This window comes from Modicisalibacter luteus DSM 23508, from assembly GCF_000378505.1.
Classification (GTDB): domain Bacteria; phylum Pseudomonadota; class Gammaproteobacteria; order Pseudomonadales; family Halomonadaceae; genus Modicisalibacter; species Modicisalibacter luteus.
Window position 1 is genome coordinate 146,685 of the sequence record NZ_KB899991.1, and the last position, 16,291, is coordinate 162,975.

Annotated in this window: 11 protein-coding genes and 1 pseudogene; 8 read left to right on the top strand and 4 right to left on the bottom strand. The window is 56.5% G+C overall.

Annotated features, from left to right (window positions below):
- Positions 1–77: 77 nt before the first annotated feature.
- Positions 78–1,652, bottom strand: a complete 1,575-nt coding sequence (locus tag F568_RS0105345; protein WP_019017679.1) for an ABC transporter substrate-binding protein — start codon at positions 1,650–1,652, stop codon at positions 78–80.
- A gap of 148 nt (positions 1,653–1,800) precedes the next feature.
- Positions 1,801–2,182 (bottom strand): annotated as a pseudogene (locus tag F568_RS26300) (carbonic anhydrase); the annotation flags it as partial.
- Between the two features lie 145 nt (positions 2,183–2,327).
- On the opposite strand from F568_RS26300, the gene gorA reads away from it, so the two are divergent.
- The 4 genes from gorA (at position 2,328) to F568_RS0105365 (ending at position 6,305) form a co-directional block, all read left to right on the top strand.
- On the top strand, positions 2,328–3,689 hold the full coding sequence (gorA, locus tag F568_RS0105350) for a glutathione-disulfide reductase (protein ID WP_019017680.1): 1,362 nt from the start codon (positions 2,328–2,330) through the stop codon (positions 3,687–3,689).
- A 223-nt stretch (positions 3,690–3,912) separates the two neighbouring features.
- Entirely contained in the window at positions 3,913–4,491 is a 579-nt protein-coding gene (gene ectA, locus F568_RS0105355; RefSeq protein ID WP_019017681.1) for a diaminobutyrate acetyltransferase, read from the top strand.
- A gap of 73 nt (positions 4,492–4,564) precedes the next feature.
- Positions 4,565–5,830, top strand: coding sequence for a diaminobutyrate--2-oxoglutarate transaminase (ectB, locus tag F568_RS0105360; protein WP_019017682.1), 1,266 nt, complete (start codon positions 4,565–4,567; stop codon positions 5,828–5,830).
- 85 nt (positions 5,831–5,915) lie between these two features.
- Complete coding sequence (locus F568_RS0105365; protein WP_019017683.1) at positions 5,916–6,305, top strand: ectoine synthase; 390 nt, start codon at positions 5,916–5,918, stop codon at positions 6,303–6,305.
- Positions 6,306–6,374: 69 nt separating this feature from the next.
- Here the strand turns inward: F568_RS0105365 and F568_RS0105370 are convergent, their stop codons facing one another.
- Complete coding sequence (locus F568_RS0105370) at positions 6,375–8,111, bottom strand: bifunctional protein-serine/threonine kinase/phosphatase (protein ID WP_019017684.1); 1,737 nt, start codon at positions 8,109–8,111, stop codon at positions 6,375–6,377.
- A 49-nt stretch (positions 8,112–8,160) separates the two neighbouring features.
- Positions 8,161–8,988 (bottom strand): formate/nitrite transporter family protein, encoded by an 828-nt coding sequence (locus F568_RS0105375; protein ID WP_019017685.1) that lies wholly within the window; start codon positions 8,986–8,988, stop codon positions 8,161–8,163.
- Positions 8,989–9,573: 585 nt separating this feature from the next.
- Here F568_RS0105375 and F568_RS0105380 point away from each other — a divergent pair.
- The 4 genes from F568_RS0105380 to F568_RS0105395 all read left to right on the top strand — a co-directional run bounded on the left by F568_RS0105380 (position 9,574) and on the right by F568_RS0105395 (position 16,287).
- Complete coding sequence (locus F568_RS0105380; protein WP_019017686.1) at positions 9,574–10,713, top strand: efflux RND transporter periplasmic adaptor subunit; 1,140 nt, start codon at positions 9,574–9,576, stop codon at positions 10,711–10,713.
- Positions 10,713–13,775, top strand: a complete 3,063-nt coding sequence (locus F568_RS0105385; RefSeq protein WP_019017687.1) for an efflux RND transporter permease subunit — start codon at positions 10,713–10,715, stop codon at positions 13,773–13,775. Before F568_RS0105380 ends, F568_RS0105385 begins: the two co-directional genes overlap by 1 nt.
- 131 nt (positions 13,776–13,906) lie before the next feature.
- A complete protein-coding gene (locus F568_RS0105390) occupies positions 13,907–14,764 on the top strand; it encodes an ATP-dependent zinc protease family protein (RefSeq protein ID WP_019017688.1) in 858 nt (285 codons plus the stop codon).
- A 14-nt stretch (positions 14,765–14,778) separates the two neighbouring features.
- On the top strand, positions 14,779–16,287 hold the full coding sequence (locus tag F568_RS0105395; RefSeq protein WP_019017689.1) for an inactive transglutaminase family protein: 1,509 nt from the start codon (positions 14,779–14,781) through the stop codon (positions 16,285–16,287).
- Positions 16,288–16,291 lie beyond the last annotated feature (4 nt).

Here is a 16,291-nt window from a genome sequence, read left to right on the forward strand (position 1 = left end):
TGCCGCCGGGCGCTTTCATGACGTTGAGTTAAGGGAGGGCCACCCACCTCATCGGGGTGGGTGGCATGCGGATCGCGTTATTCCTGCTGGACGACGACGTCGCCCAGATACGGAAAGTTCATGACGTTGAGCACGGGCTCGATCTGAACTTCGTTCTGGGCTGCCCAGGCCAGATCCTGCCAGTGAAGCGGGATGAAGGCCGCATCGTCATAAAGCGCCTGTTCCACGAATTGGAGCATCTGGCTGCGCTTGTCGCGATCCGTTTCCAGATTGGCTTCGGCGACGATCTTGTCGATTTCCGGGTTGCAATACATGCCTGCGTTGTATTGCCCGGCTCCGGTATCAGCATTAGGACATTCGGTCAGATACTGATAGAAGTTGGCAGAATCTTCAGTATCCGAGTGCCAGCCGATCAGCATCAGGTCGGCCGCGCGGGCGTCGTACTCGGGCCAGTACTGGGCCTTGGGTAAAGTCTTAAGATCCACTTTCACGTTGATGCGTGCCAACATCGCAGCGACTGCCTGGGCGATCTGGGCATCGTTCACGTAGCGGTTGTTGGGGGCCATCATAGTGATGCTGAAGCCATCTTCGTAGCCGGCCTCCTTCATCAACTGCTTGGCCTTCTCGAGATCATAACGCGGCTCGAGTTCTGGATTGTGTCCTGCATATCCCTCGGGTGAGAGCTGGGCAGCGGGTGTGGCGAAGCCCTTCATCAACCGGTCGGCAATCGCTTTCTGATTGATGGTATAGGCGATAGCCTGACGTACCCGTGGATCCTTGAAAGCCTCTACGCGGTCCTGGTTCATGTGCAACAGGATAATGCGCGTGCCGGACATGGTGACCAGCTTGACGTCCTCGTCGGCGCGTACGCGCTCGAGGTCATTGGGTGGCACCGGTGCGATGAAGTCGACGTCGCCGGAGAGCAGGGCAGCCACACGTGTCGCATTTTCGCTGATCGGGGTCAGCACGATGTGATCGACGTTGCCGGGTGAGCCATCGTCCCAGTAATCCTCGAAGCGCGCGAACTCAACCTTCACACCCTGTTGGCGTTGGGTGACCTTGAAGGGGCCCGTGCCTGATATATGAGTTGACGCATAGGAATTGCCGTTCTTGACGATCTCGCCCTTGTCCTTGCCGCTATCGGTCTTGCCGGAGTAGAACTCGCTATCCATTGGAAAGATATACGTTGCGAGGTTCAGAAGCAGCGGGTAGGGCTCCTTGGTCTTGAATTCGACCGTGTGGTCATCGACTGCCGTGATGCTGGCCACGGGGTCGAAGATGGCCTTGAAGTCGGGGCTGCGCTTCAGGCGCTCGACCGTCCAGACCACATCCTTGGCCGTGAATGGGTTACCACTGTGGAAGGTGATGCCTTCACGCAGGGTCATCTGCATGGTGGTGTTGTCGACCTGTTCCCAATCGGTAGCCAGACGCGGCTCGAAGTCGAAGTCCTGTGTCCAACGAACCAACGGATCGAAAGTCAGGTGGGATAATTGCAGCATGCCGCCGGAGAGTTGTTCATGAATGTCCAGCGACACCGGGTCGGCATCGTAAGCAACGCGGAGGGTAATGTCATCGGTCTGTGCGCTGGCTGCCAACGGTAGGCTTAGAGTAGCGCCGATCAATGAGGCGAGCAGAGTTTTTTTGAACGTCATGTGTTAGCCCGAAATGATTGTTGGTTTTATGACTCTTGGTTCCCACTCCACCTTAGAGAGAGTCGACAGGCGGAACAATCGAAAAACTGAGTTGCGTCATTCGCTGGGCGTATCAGCTAGGCATAAAAGCGGAGCCTGCGTCCTGAGGGTGGCGACTGTCCAATTCGCGCACCGAGTGCAGCCAGTAGTCAACGATGCCGCATTCAATGCCGGTAATTGCTGCACGAACGCCACCGCAGCCGTAATGCCCCACGATCATGATGTGCCTGACCTAGGGGATATCGCCCGCGAACTGAACGACGAGTAGGGCATTCATGTCATTGTGGTAAAGGATACTGGCCACGTTGCAGTGTTCGAAGACCTCGCCGGGTGGCAGATCGATGATCTAGTTGGCGGGCACACGGCTATCCGAATACCCAACCCAGAGGTGGTCGGGATTCTGCTGCCGTGAGAGTCGGGCCAAGAAATCCGGGTCGCGTTGGCTGACGGGCCTCAGACAAGGGACGATTTTGCTCGAGTCGCTTTTCGATGCCGTTGTCAGGGCAGCCTCACGATAGAGCGTTGTCGTGCATGAACTTTCACCTTTCGGAAAGAGAGATGCCAACTGCCTGCCCCCTCCCGAGGGAGCGGCATGGCTGGTATCATCGCCGCAACCAAAGACAGGAGAGTAAACTAGTGGCTGAGTACGATTACGATCTTTTCGTCATCGGCGCCGGCTCTGGCGGCGTGCGTGCTGCACGTACCGCAGCGGCAACCGGGGCCCGTGTCGCTATAGCCGAGGATCGCTACCTGGGTGGGACCTGTGTCAATGTCGGCTGCGTCCCCAAGAAACTCTATTCCTACGCGGCCCATTTTCACGAAGCCTTCGAAGACAGTGCCGGGTTTGGCTGGACCCTGCCCGAAGCGCCTCGTTTCGACTGGGCTACGCTCCGTGACAACAAGATCGAGGAAATCAAGCGTCTTAATGGTATCTATGGCCGTCTGCTGGAAAACGCCAACGTCCGCTTGATCAATGGCCGTGCACGTATCGTCGGCGAGCATAGCGTCGAGGTTAACGGTGAGACGATCCAGGCCGAGAAGATTCTTGTAGCCGTCGGTGGCTGGCCTTGGGTCCCCGACTTCCCAGGTAACGAGTACGCGCTCAACTCCAACCAGGTCTTCGATCTCGACACCTTCCCCAAGCGTTTTTTGGTGCTGGGGGGCGGTTACATCGCCGTCGAGTTCGCCAGTATCTTCAACGGGCTGGGTAGCGAGTCCCACCTGATCTATCGTGGCGAGTTGTTCCTGCGTGGTTTCGACCATGAAGTGCGCGAGTTTACCCGTGATGAGATGGCGAAGAAGGGCGTTAACCTCCACTTCGAGACAACGATAGAGAGCATCGAGAAGCTCGACGATGGGCTCAAGGTCATGTTGACCAACGGCGAAACTCTGGAAGTCGATGCGGTACTCGCCGCCACCGGCCGACGCCCCCATCTTGAGGGCTTGGGGCTCGATCAGTTCGATATCGCACTGAATCCCAACGGCACGCTGAAGGTCAATGATCTCTACGAGACATCCGTACCTTCGATCCTTGCGCTAGGCGATGTCACTGGTGGACCCGAGTTGACTCCGGTGGCACTGGCCGAAGCCATGCATATGGTTCAGCAGCATTTCAGTGACATTCCGGCTCGCCCGCTGAACTACCAGAACATTGCGACGGCAGTCTTCTGTCACCCCAATATTGGGACTGTGGGATTAAGCGAGGAAGAGGCGCGGGCTCAATACGATGCGGTGCGTATCTATACGGCGGATTTCCGGCCGATGAAGCACACGTTGTCAGGAAGCGACGAGCGCTGCCTGATGAAGTTGATCGTCGACGATGTCAGCGATCGAGTGCTGGGAGCCCATATGGTTGGCGAAGAGGCTGGGGAGGTGATCCAGGGCATTGCGATTGCCGTACGCGCCGGGCTGACCAAGGCAGACTTCGACGCCACGGTAGGAATTCATCCCACCGGAGCGGAAGAGTTCGTGACCATGCGCACCCCCAGCCGAACCTAAGTCACGCAGGCTGATATACGATACTTGCCAGAAACGAGACCGCCATTCGGCGGTCTCGCTATTTATGCGGCGCGCCATGGAGGATCGCCTAAACTGAAACTAGGGGAGCCTTATCTCCATAACCGTTGATTATAGTAAGGTTGGTTAACAATAATCAGGTTTTTGATTTATGGCTAAGTGCCTGTTATAGTTCAATGCAAATTCGCAACAGCGAACGGTAACCATGAGCACAACGACCCGAGCGTTTACACCATCGGCCGACCTGGCAAAGCCCAGTGTGGCGGATGCTGTGGTGGGGCATGCCCATACCCCGTTGTTCATTCGCAAGCCAACAACCGACGACGGTTGGGGCATCTACGAGCTGGTGAAATCCTGCCCGCCACTCGACGTCAATTCAGCCTATGCTTATTTGCTGCTGGCCACCCAGTTCCGTGACAGCTGCGCTGTGGCAACCAACGAAGAGGGAGAAATCGTTGGCTTCGTATCCGGTTATCCCAAGCGTAATGCGCCAGATACTTATTTCCTGTGGCAGGTTGCCGTCGGTGAAAAGGCGCGTGGCACCGGCTTGGCGAGGCGACTCGTCGAAGCGGTAATGCGCCGCCCGGAAATGGCCAATATCCGCCATCTCGAAACCACCATTACGCCCGACAATCAGGCGTCATGGGGACTCTTCAAGCGGCTTGCCGATCGCTGGCAGGCACCTCTTAACAGTCGGGAATACTTCTCCACCGGCCAGCTTGGTGGTGAACATGATCCCGAGAACCTGGTGCGTATCGGTCCCTATGATCCAACGCGTCTCTGACGCGTACTGGACGGTTGGATTTCGTTACCGGTTCTTCTCCTCTTTGCCTTTTTACCGACCAGGAGGTCGTTGCATGCTGACCCAGATATTCGAACGTATGGAATCGGAAGTCCGTACTTATTCACGGTCATTTCCTGTAGTCTTTACCGAAGCCAAGGGCGCACGTTTACATACCGAAGATGGCAAGGAATATATTGATTTTCTTGCCGGTGCCGGCACGCTGAACTATGGCCATAACAATCCCGTTATCAAGCAGGCACTGCTGGATTACATCGCCTCGGACGGTATCGTTCATGGCCTGGATATGTGGACCAAGGCCAAGCGAGATTATTTCGAAACGCTCGAAGAAGTCATCCTCAAGCCGCGCGGCCTGGACTACAAGGTGCACCTGACGGGCCCGACCGGGACCAATGCCGTGGAAGCGGCTATTCGCTTGGCGCGTGTCGCAACAGGCCGTCATAACGTCGTATCGTTCACCAATGGCTTCCATGGGGTCACCATGGGTGCACTGGCGGTGACGGGTAACAGCAAGTTCCGCGAAGCGACTGGCGGTATTCCGCTTCAAGGCGCCAATTTCATGCCCTACGACGGCTATCTTGGTGCAAATATCGATACGCTCGACTATTTCGAGAAGCTGTTGAATGACAAGTCAGGCGGCATGGATCGTCCGGCGGCAGTCATCCTGGAAACCGTGCAGGGTGAGGGTGGCATCAACGTGGCAGGGATCGACTGGCTCAAGCGGCTGGAAAAAATCTGCCGGGACAATGAGATCCTGCTGATTGTTGACGACATTCAGGCTGGCTGTGGCCGCACGGGCAAGTTCTTCAGTTTTGAGCATGCCGGTATCAAACCTGACATCGTGACCAATTCCAAGTCGCTGTCAGGGTTCGGCCTGCCGTTCGCTCATGTGATGATGCGGCCCGAGCTCGACAAGTGGAAGCCTGGCCAGTACAACGGCACCTTCCGCGGGTTCAATTTAGCACTGACTACGGCGGCGGCAGCCTTGCGCGAATATTGGACCAACGACACGCTGGAGCGTGACGTCGAACGCAAGGGGCGCATTGTGGCCGATCGCTTCCAAAAGATCGCCGCTTTGCTGACCGAGCAAGGGCATACCGCCAGCGAGCGCGGTCGTGGTCTGATGCGTGGCTTGGACGTCGGTAGCGGTGATCTCGCCGACAAGATCACCTCCAAGGCATTCAAGAATGGCCTTATTGTCGAGACCTGTGGCCACGACGATCACGTCATCAAGTGCCTGTGTTCGCTGACGATCAGCGATGAGGATCTGCTTGAAGGTCTGGATATCCTTGAGGCATGCGCCAAGGATGTCATGAGCTGAACATCAGCTACTCTGAGTAGACAAGCCGGCCATGAGGCCGGCTATTTGATGTACGACACGTGTCACGAAAGCCAAGGATATCTACATGATCGTTCGTAATCTCGAGGAAGCACGCAAGACGGACCGCATGGTGACGGCTACCAAGGGCACTTGGGATAGCACACGTCTGTTGCTGGCTGATGATGGCGGTGGTTACTCGTTCCATATCACCCGCATCTACGAAGGCACCGAAACGCATATTCATTACAAGCATCACTTCGAATCGGTGTATTGCATCGAAGGTGAAGGCGAAGTCGAGACGCTGGCCGATGGCAAGATCTGGCCAATCAAGCCGGGCGATATCTATATTCTCGATCAGCATGACGAGCATTTGCTGCGTGCATCGAAGACCATGGTACTCGCCTGCGTCTTCACCCCAGCACTGACGGGCAAGGAAGACCATCGTCCCGACGGCTCCTACGCTCCTTCCGAGTAAGGCTGAGTCGTTACCGACATAGCTTACGCGATGCTTGACACCCACCGGTTTCCCGGCGGGTGTCGTCGTTCAGGCGTTATGTAAACGCCAGGCCAGGAATGCGACAGTGATCGCCAGTAATACAGAAAGGCTTTTCCAGAAAAGCACCGGGTTGCGTTCAATAAGAGGAGGGCGGTGCTTGCTGAGCATGGTCCTGCTGGCGTGACGTAACTCATATATGAACTCGGAAAGCTCCCCGTAGCGTCGGTAGGGATCGGGGTGTACAGCCTTTCTGAGCACGTCGTCAATCCAGACTGGCACCTCGCGATGGCCGTCAAAGATCGGCATGTAATCTAGCTTGCGCTGTGCCGCTAGCGTTCGGGATTTGGCCACATTCGTGCCATAAGGCAGCTTACCCGTCAGCATTTGGTAGACGATTACCCCCAGCGAGAAGATATCCGAACGTGTCGTTCCTTGGGCACCGAGAAAATACTCGGGAGCCATGTACTGCACCGTGCCTGGCGGGTAGGGCGTTTGTTCATTACGTGCACTTTCTTCTATGCCAGCCACGTAAGCCGACCCGAAGTCGATGATCTTCACCAAGCCCGACGCATCGATCAGGACATTCTCTGGACGCAGGTCCTGATGCAGCATTTCCAGGCGGTGAAAGGCCTGCAGGCCCTTGGCTATCTGCTCGGCAATGGAGCGCACCGTTTCCAGGTCAGGTTGTGGGTTGTCGATCATCCATTGCCTTAAGGTGCGTCCCTCGACGAATTCGGTCACGGTATAGAGATAACGGCGCTGACGGTTAGGCGAGTGTGCCTTGAGTACGTGGGGGCTATCGATACGGCGTGCAATCCATTCTTCGAGCAGAAACCTTTCCAGGTGAGCCGGGTCGCCACGCGTATCGATTGACGGCGCTTTCAATACAACAGGCTCATCAATGTTACTTTCATCAACCGCTAGATAAACATGACTGCGATGGCTCGCGTGTAGGGTTCTCAGGATTCGATAACCATCGAAGGCGCTCCTGGGTTCGAGCACGGGAGGCAAAGGCAGTTCCGATAGTTGTCGATAAAGTATCTGACTGTTGTGATTAGGTAGGTTATCGACTCGGACGACCTGTGCCGTCAGGTTGTCATGGCTCCCTTGGGAATAGGCGTCTTCGGCCAGCTTTTTGGCAGCGTTATTCAGGTCGTCACTGCATTTCCAGACTGTGTCACGCAGTTGGCTGGGAGAAACGTGTTCGTAGATTCCATCGGTCAGAAATAGAAAGATATCCCCGGCTTCAACCTCTAGTGCCTGGTAGTCCATTTCCAAATGCGAGTGCACGCCCAGGGCTCGGCTGAGATAGCTCTGGTGTTGAGAGACCCAAACGCGATGATCCTGAGTAAGCTGTTCCATGTCGCCTTTTCGCAGCCGATAGATTCGTGCGTCACCGACATGGAAAACGTGCGCTGTCGTCGCCTTGAGAATCATGGCGCTCAGGGTGCAGACATAGCCTCGGTTCTTGTCGTCTCGGTACTGGCTTTGCTGGGTCTGGGCATGCAGCCATGAATTGATAGCAGACAGGACGCGCTGCGCCGCGGTCTTGACGCTCCAGGCATCCGACGTGCAGTAATAGTCCTCCAGAAATCCCCCAATCGCAGTCTGGCTGGCAATTTGGCTGACATCACTGCTGCCAATACCGTCGGCAATAGCCACCACAATGCCTTTAGTGGTCAGTTGGGGTTCTGTGGGGATGCATAGGCCGTGAAAATCCTGGTTGATATCCTTGCGGCCCCTGTTGGTGTACTGCCCAACGGTAACTTCGAGATGAGTTGTCATGAATCATAAAAAGCCCCGGCTCATGACCGGGGCTTCCTGCTGAGGGCTATTAGCCAAACGTTTTGTTCGGCACCGCCTTCTTGGGCGCCGTCTTGATGTGAGTCGTGTATAGGGTCAGGCCTGTCAACGATAGACCGCCAACCAGATTGCCAAGGGCGGTGGGTAGTTCATTCCAGAACAAGTAGTCGCCGACCGAGAAGCCACCGCCCAGGATCATCGCTGATGGGAACAGGAACATGTTGACCACGGAGTGCTCGAACCCCATATAGAAGAACAACATGATCGGCATCCACATGGCGATAACCTTGCCGCTGACGGAGGTAGAGATCATGGCACCTACGACCCCCATGGAAACCATCCAGTTGCACAAGATGCCTCGAATGAAGATCGTTACCCACCCGGCAACCCCATAATCGGCATAACCCAATGTGCGTGCTTCGCCTATGCTGGCAATCTTTTCACCGATGATGCCAGGGTCGGCATTGAAGCCATAGGTGAAGACGAAAGCCATAAGAAAGGCAACGGTCAGCGCGCCCAGGAAGTTACCGACGAAGACCAGTCCCCAGTTCTTGAGCACACCCTCGGGAGTGACCCCGGGACGCCGATCCAGAAGTGCGAGCGGTGTCAGCATGAACACACCGGTCAACAGGTCGAAGCCCATCAGGTAAAGCATGCAGAAACCGACTGGGAAAAGCACGGCGCCGAGTAGCGGCGAGCCGGTCTGTACAGTAACGGTCACAGCGAACACGGCGGATAATGCCAGGATGGCACCGGCCATATAGGCTCGAATCATCGTGTCGCGGGGCGCCATGAAAACTTTGGATTCACCGGCGTCGACCATCTTGGTGACGAACTCTGCTGGAGCTAGATACGACATAGTCGGTGTTCTCTTATCAGGTGATTAATGTGTGTCAGGGGCAAACAAAAAGGCGCCAGAGCCGCCTGATAGCAGCTCCAAGCGCCTTTGCTTGGTTTCTCTTCTTATCTCTCGTTACCGACGGAGTCCGACGGTGCCTGATATGTCCTTATTGTCCGGGGTCGTCATTGACACCGGCACGAGTGCCGCTGGGCAGGCTCGTAATAGAAAAGCAAAGGACGTGCCATGAATCTGGCATATTATGATATCTCGCCAGTGAAAGGCGTTAGATGGCTTCTTGAATGTCCTGGGGAGCATATAATCAGGCAAGTCGTGGCTGGGATGAGGTAACGGACAGGAAGGAGATGAACCAGAATCGTGCAACGACTTTTTGTTGGAAGCGTTATTGGTGCAGGGCTGTAAAGGGATAATCTTTGGCTTCGCATAATATATATTATGTTAAATAATGCATGTGTTTCGCTTTGTTTCAGCCAGCACTGGTCATTCATCGGTGTTACCCGCATCATAAGCAGCTTATCTAATTTCTCTCTCCCAGGACTCATCCGTTCGGGACCATAACGAAAACTCTGGCTGGGACCTTCAGGCATGAAAACCGTTGTCCGCTTGATTGTGGTATTGATCCTGCTCGCTCTGGTACTAGGCGGCATTTTTGGCTGGAAATACATGAAAATGCAGGAAATGGCCGCTCAGCAGTCGCAGCCCCAGCCACCGGTTCCCGTCGATGCCGTACAACTCACGGCGGAAAGTTGGCGCCCCGAGCTGAAGTCGGTGGGCTCTATGCGTGCCGTAAATGGCGTCGCGGTTTCCAACGAAGTGGCCGGCCTGGTTAGCGAAATCACCTTCGAATCCGGGCAGCGCGTGAGCCAAGGCGATATTCTCGTCAAGCTCGATGACAGCGTCGATCAGGCCGCGCTGGCCGCGCTAGAGGCCCAGGCCAGATTAACCAACGAGACATTCCGCCGTTACTCAGATCTATTGCCACGCAACGCCATCTCGCAATCCCAGTATGACGAGGCTCAGGCCAACTATCAGGCGGCGCGGGCCGACGTCGCCCAGCAACGCGCCCAGATGGAAAAGAAGACGATTCGCGCCCCATTTGATGGCGTGGTTGGGCTGCGTCAGGTCGACTTCGGTGAATATATTGCCGTAGGGACACCGATCGTCGATCTCAATATGCTCGATCCGATTTACGTGGATTACAGCATGCCTGAAAAGGAACTGGGCAATGTCCAGGCGGGACGCAGCGTTGAAGTTCGGGTTGCTGCTTATCCAGGTGAGGTATTCTCCGGCCAGATTCAGGCAATTGCGCCGGCCGTTGACGAAAGCAGCCGGACACTGGAGGTGCGTGCCACGCTTGCCAATCCCGATCGCAAGCTGCGTCCCGGCATGTTTGCCGATGTGCGTACGCTGGCTGCCGAGTCCGAACGGGTGCTCACCCTGCCCCGCACTGCCCTCGCCTTCAATACGTATGGCGATTATGTCTTTCTGATCACCGAAAACGACCAGGCGCAGCTGATCGCCAAGCGAACCCAGGTAACGACTGGGCGTACCCGTGGCGACCAGATCGAAATCGTGGATGGATTGGAGGCTGGCGATCGTGTTGTGGCCGTAGGCCAGTTGCGTCTGCGTGATGGTCAGCCGGTATCGCTCGCCGATGATAATGGCACGGCAGCCGTTGGCGATGACCGGCAGCCGACAGAGGCCGGTCAGGAGGCGCAAGGCTAATGAAATTCACCGACATCTTCGTTCGTCGGCCAGTATTGGCGACAGTTGTCAGCCTGTTGATTCTGCTGATGGGCTTGCGCTCGACCATGGATATGGAACTGCGCCAGTATCCCGAGTTGGAAAGCACCGTCATTACTGTAAGCACCTCGTATCCTGGTGCCAGTTCGGAATTGGTCCAGGGCTTCGTCACGACGCCGCTCCAGCAGGCGATTGCCGAAGTCAACGGCATTGATTTCATTACCTCGGAGAGTATTCAGGGGTCCTCGTCCATCGAAGTCCACATGGAGCTCAATTACGATGCCAATGCGGCACTCGCCGAGGTTCAGGCCAAAGTGGCCAGTCAGCGCAGTGTTCTCCCCGAGGCGGCGGAGAGCCCGGTCATCGAGTCGAGCACTGGCGATTCGACCGCGTTGATGTATCTGGCATTCTACTCCCCGCAGATGCCGGTGCCCCAGATTACGGATTATTTGACCCGCGTCGTCCAGCCCAAGCTTCAGGCTCTGCCTGGGGTGGCCAAGGCTCGCATCTTCGGACAGAGCTTCGCCATGAGGATATGGCTGGATCCGCAGCGCATGGCGGCGCTCAATGTCACGCCGCAAGAGGTTATAAGCGTTCTGCAGAACAATAACTATCAGGCAGGCGTCGGCAAGACACGCAGTGAATTCGTGGCTATCAACCTCACCACCAACACGGATGTCAGCGACCCTGAGCAGTTCGCTGACATGGTGGTACGCAATGATGACGGCAATCTCGTGCGGCTGCGCGATATTGCCCGGACAGACCTGGGCGCCGAAAGCTACGACAGCATTGCCTGGTACAAGGGAACGCCGGCCAGCTTCATGGCCATCGAGCAGGCCCCGGGCGCGAATCCTCTCGACGTGGCACGTGCCGTGCGTGAAACCTTGCCGGAAATTCGCAGCCAGCTCCCCACAGGCCTCAATGTCGTGTTGCCATACGATGCGTCCGAGTTTATCGAGGACTCTATCAACGAGGTAATCAAGACGCTGCTCGAAGCCCTGATTATCGTGCTGGTGGTGATTTTCCTGACCCTTGGATCGTTTCGTGCCGCCTTGGTACCGGCCGTCGCCGTTCCACTGTCCTTGATCGGTGGCGCATTCGTCATGCTCATGCTGGGGTTCTCTCTGAACCTGTTGACCCTGCTCTCCATGGTGCTAGCCATCGGCCTCGTCGTTGACGATGCCATTATCATCGTCGAGAACGTTCACCGGCATATCGAGGAAGGCGAAAGCCGCTTCGAGGCAGCACTCAACGGTGCCCGCGAGATGGCCACGCCGATCATCGCGATGACCACGACGTTAGTGGCCGTCTATGCCCCGATCGGCTTCATGGGCGGTCTTGTGGGCTCACTGTTCACTGAATTCGCGTTTACCCTGGCCGGGGCCGTCGTCGTCTCGGGCATCATTGCTTTGACGCTGTCCCCTATGCTGTCAGGCAAAGTACTGAAACCTCATGGCAATGCGACGCGCTTCGAGCGCCTGGTTGAGAGAAGCTTCGACCGGCTAGCCAACGGCTATCGCTCGGCCCTGTCGGGGGTCCTGCAGACGGTATCCGTACCGGTGATATTCGCAGCGATTGTACTGGCCTCGATCTATTTCATGTTCGTAACCAGTCAGAACGAACTGGCACCCACGGAGGATCAAGGCATCATTTTCTTCCAGGGTACTGCCCCTCAGACGGCAACGCTCGAGTACCTCAAGCGCTACTCCAACCAGATCCAGGCCAATATCGAACAGGTCGAAGGCTACGACGAAACGTTCATGATCCTGGGTGGCATGAGTGCCGATACCGTGTTCGGCGGGTTCAAGATGCTGCCATGGAGCCAGCGTGACATCTCGCAGCTGACCGTGTTGCCTAATGTTCAGGCAGCCCTGTCACAAGTGACGGGACTGCAGACAGCGGCATTTCCGCGTCCTTCCCTGCCTGGCTCCAGTGGGGGCTTGCCTGTTCAGTTCGTGCTGACGACCGGCAATAGCTTCGAGGAGCTGAACGTTGCAGCGGATGAGTTACTAGGAAAGGCCATGGCCAGTGGCAACTTCGCTTTCCTGCGCAAATCCATCGATCTGGATCGTCCGGTGACCAGCATACGTGTCGACCGGGATCGCGCCGCCGACCTGGGCCTGACCATGGCCGATGTGGGGCAAACATTATCGACCATGCTGGGTGAAGGTTTCGTCAACCGTTTCAGTATGGAGGGCCGTAGCTACAAGGTCATTCCACAAGTAGACCAGCAATACCGACTCGATGCCTCGATGATCGACAATTATTACATCGAGGCCGATTCCGGTGAGCAGGTGCCGCTCAGCAGCCTGGTCAGCTTCGAACGAAGCGTCGAGCCATCCAAACGAACCCAGTTCCAGCAGCTCAATGCTCTAATCCTGGAAGGCGTGCCGCGTCCGGGCGTCGCGCTTGGCGATGCACTGGCTTGGCTAAACCAGGCCGCGGCCGAGACTTTGCCAGCCAGCTATTCAGTGGATTACCAAGGAGCATCGCGTCAGCTCATGGATCAGGGCAGCGCCCTGATACTGACATTCTTCCTGTCGTTGATCGTCATCTATCTGGTGCTTGCCGCCCAGTTCGAAAGCTGGCGGGACCCGTTGATCATACTGGTATCGGTGCCCATGTCGGTAGCCGGTGCCATGGTGTTCATTACACTTGGGATCTCCACAGTCAATATCTATACCCAGGTGGGTCTGATCACCTTGATTGGCGTGGTTGCCAAGAACGGCATCCTCATCGTGGAGTTCGCCAACCTGCTGCAGCATGATCGCGGACTCAGTAAGCGCGACGCTGTCATCGAGGCGGCGGCCATCCGCCTGCGTCCGATTATCATGACTTCAGTCGCGCTGATAGTAGCCATGGTTCCCCTGCTGTTTGCAACGGGAGCCGGTGCAGTCAGTCGCTTCGACATTGGCTTGACCATTGCTGCAGGTCTGGGGATCGGCACCCTGTTGACCCTGTTTGTACTGCCTGCTTTCTATATCCTGCTGGCACGTGATCACAATGCCGCTCGCGATGCCGATGCGTTGAACTCTCCAGCTTGAACCTGTCTAAAGCGGGCGCGACTCGTCGCGCCCGCACATGGACCGTTGACCATCGATTCTTTACTATCGCGTCCTTGCGGGCATGTATGGCCCGGATCTCAACCGCATTAATGGCTGTTACTAAGGATTACATGATCATGCCGATTCGACGTGAGCTGCTGGCTGTCTCTGCTGGCTTGTTGCTCCTGGGTGGCTGTGCCCTGCAACCCCAGTCCGACGAAGACGACCGGCTCGGTGAGTTATTGACCACGTCACGTTTCGATAATCGGATCGGGGAACTCGAAGCGACGCTCGCAACCTCTTGCCAGCTGCAGGAGACTGCTCGCCAAGGCCAGCAGGACCGGCTCGATCGTGTCGGCGCCGATGTTCGGGAGATAGGTAGCCTGGTGAGAGCCCTGCGAGCTGATGTCGAGACGCTTCATGATGAGCCGAACATCGACATGCCCGAGTGTCCCAGCGGAGACATCGATGCGCTGGAGAACAAGACTTTGTTGGGCCGTACAGAGTGGGTCGGTTTTCCTAATATCGGCACCTACCTCAAGGCCCGTGTCGACTCCGGGGCCAACACGGCATCATTATCGACCCGCGAGATTACCGAGTTCGAGCGTGAAGGCGAAGACTGGGTACGCTTTAAGCTGGCCTTGGATGAAGACGCTGTTGCCATTAATGCCGTTAGGGATAAATGGATCGAGGCCGAGGTCGTCCGTCGGGTGCGAATCATCCAGGCCTCTGGCGAGGAAAGTCGTCCGGTGGTCAGCTTGCTGATGGAACTGGGGCCGATCAAACAGAATGTCGAGTTTACGCTCAATAACCGTACCCACCTGGACTACCCCGTCCTGCTCGGACGGCGATTCATGATGGATATTGCCCTGATCGACGTCGCCCAGGCCTATCTTCACGAGCGTCCTGAATATCCGGGCGGGGAGCCTGCCGAGATGGCCGCCGAAGATGAAGCAGGCGACCGCGTCGATAACGACGAAGACGAGTAAGGACTTTTCGATCCATGTCACGTGTACCCTTCTATCTGCTGGTCGGCGTCCTGATGCTGACCGGCATCGTCATGACTGTGTATCGCCACGTCGAGTTCGATGTGCCTTGGACGCCGGGTGAGCAACGAGAAGTCTGGGAAGTCGAAGCCCAGGTGAATTTCTTTGCCAATGGTGGGCCGGTCAAGGTGAACCTCGCCCTACCCTCCCATCAGGAAAATTTCCGTGTCCTGACCGAGAATACGGCCTCTTCCGGTTATGGTCTGTCCTTCCTCGATGATGATAGTGGTCGTCGCGCCCAGTGGGCTATCCGTGAGGCTTCCGGCGGTCAGCAACTCTATTATTCTGTGCAGTTATTGGTTGCTCCCGATGCCGAGGCGCCGGCTGTCCGGCCTCCGCAGATTCCTCAGGACATAACTTGGGAACGACCCTATGACACCGCGGCCCAAGGCATCATTGCCCGTGCGCATCAGCAGTCTGCAGATGCCTTCACCTTCGCCCGTGAGTTGATCCAGGATTTCAGCGGTGATCGTCAGGATGAAAACGCACGTTTATTGCTGACCCGCTTCGACCGCTCTCCCCTAATCGTCCGTCTCCTGAACCAAGCTGGCATTGCCGCACGCAAGGTAGATGGATTGATGCTCGAGGATGGGCGTCGCCGCCAGGCACTCTCCTCCTGGCTGCAGGTCTTCGATGAAGACGGCGACTGGGTAATTCTCAATCCGGCCACCGGCGAGCAGGGCCGGCCCGACAACCTTCTGCTCTGGGAGGCCAGTGGACAGCCGGTACTCGAGGTGCAGGGCGGAAGCAACTCGGGGGTGAGCTTCTCGATGCTCAAGCACAACGAGCCGGCAGCCGTGGCTGTGCGCAACCAGCTGATGAACAATACACTGCTCAACTTCTCGATTCACAGTCTGCCGTTGGAAGAGCAGTCGCTGTTCAAGACCATTTTGCTGATTCCCATCGGCGCACTGGTTGTCGTGCTTCTGCGCGTCCTGGTTGGCATCAAGACGTCGGGAACATTCATGCCGGTGCTGATAGCGCTGGCCTTCATCCAGACCTCGCTATTTACCGGTCTGGTTGGCTTCCTGCTGGTGGTAGCCGTAGGGCTGGTGATACGTAGCTATCTATCGCATCTCAACTTGCTGCTGGTGGCACGGGTATCGGCGGTGATCATCACAGTCATAGCGATCATTTCGCTATTCTCGGTGTTGGCCTACCGGATGGGGCTCAATGCCGGCCTGACCATCACCTTCTTCCCGATGATCATTCTTAGCTGGACCATCGAGCGCATGTCGATCCTGTGGGAAGAGGAAGGCCCCAAGCAGGTCTTGATCCAAGGGGGGGGTAGCCTGGTGACTGCAGTACTGGCTTACCTGGCAATGAACAACCCTTGGATTCGCCATGTCACGTTCAATTTTCTGGGCATCCAACTGATCCTGATGGCCTTCATTCTGCTGCTGGGCAACTACACGGGTTACCGCTTGCTCGAGCTGCGTCGTTTCAAGCCGATTACGGAGGATTGATGCC

What these genes read in the sequence shown, in the direction of transcription:
- ectA (WP_019017681.1), top strand. Translation starts at nt 3,913, where the DNA reads ATGAGCACAACGACCCGAGCGTTTACACCATCGGCCGACCTGGCAAAG.
- F568_RS0105380 (WP_019017686.1), top strand. Translation starts at nt 9,574, where the DNA reads ATGAAAACCGTTGTCCGCTTGATTGTGGTATTGATCCTGCTCGCTCTG.
- F568_RS0105385 (WP_019017687.1), top strand. Translation starts at nt 10,713, where the DNA reads ATGAAATTCACCGACATCTTCGTTCGTCGGCCAGTATTGGCGACAGTT.
- F568_RS0105370 (WP_019017684.1), bottom strand. Translation starts at nt 8,111, where the DNA reads ATGACAACTCATCTCGAAGTTACCGTTGGGCAGTACACCAACAGGGGC.
- F568_RS0105375 (WP_019017685.1), bottom strand. Translation starts at nt 8,988, where the DNA reads ATGTCGTATCTAGCTCCAGCAGAGTTCGTCACCAAGATGGTCGACGCC.
- F568_RS0105345 (WP_019017679.1), bottom strand. Translation starts at nt 1,652, where the DNA reads ATGACGTTCAAAAAAACTCTGCTCGCCTCATTGATCGGCGCTACTCTA.
- ectB (WP_019017682.1), top strand. Translation starts at nt 4,565, where the DNA reads ATGCTGACCCAGATATTCGAACGTATGGAATCGGAAGTCCGTACTTAT.
- F568_RS0105395 (WP_019017689.1), top strand. Translation starts at nt 14,779, where the DNA reads ATGTCACGTGTACCCTTCTATCTGCTGGTCGGCGTCCTGATGCTGACC.
- F568_RS0105365 (WP_019017683.1), top strand. Translation starts at nt 5,916, where the DNA reads ATGATCGTTCGTAATCTCGAGGAAGCACGCAAGACGGACCGCATGGTG.
- F568_RS0105390 (WP_019017688.1), top strand. Translation starts at nt 13,907, where the DNA reads ATGATCATGCCGATTCGACGTGAGCTGCTGGCTGTCTCTGCTGGCTTG.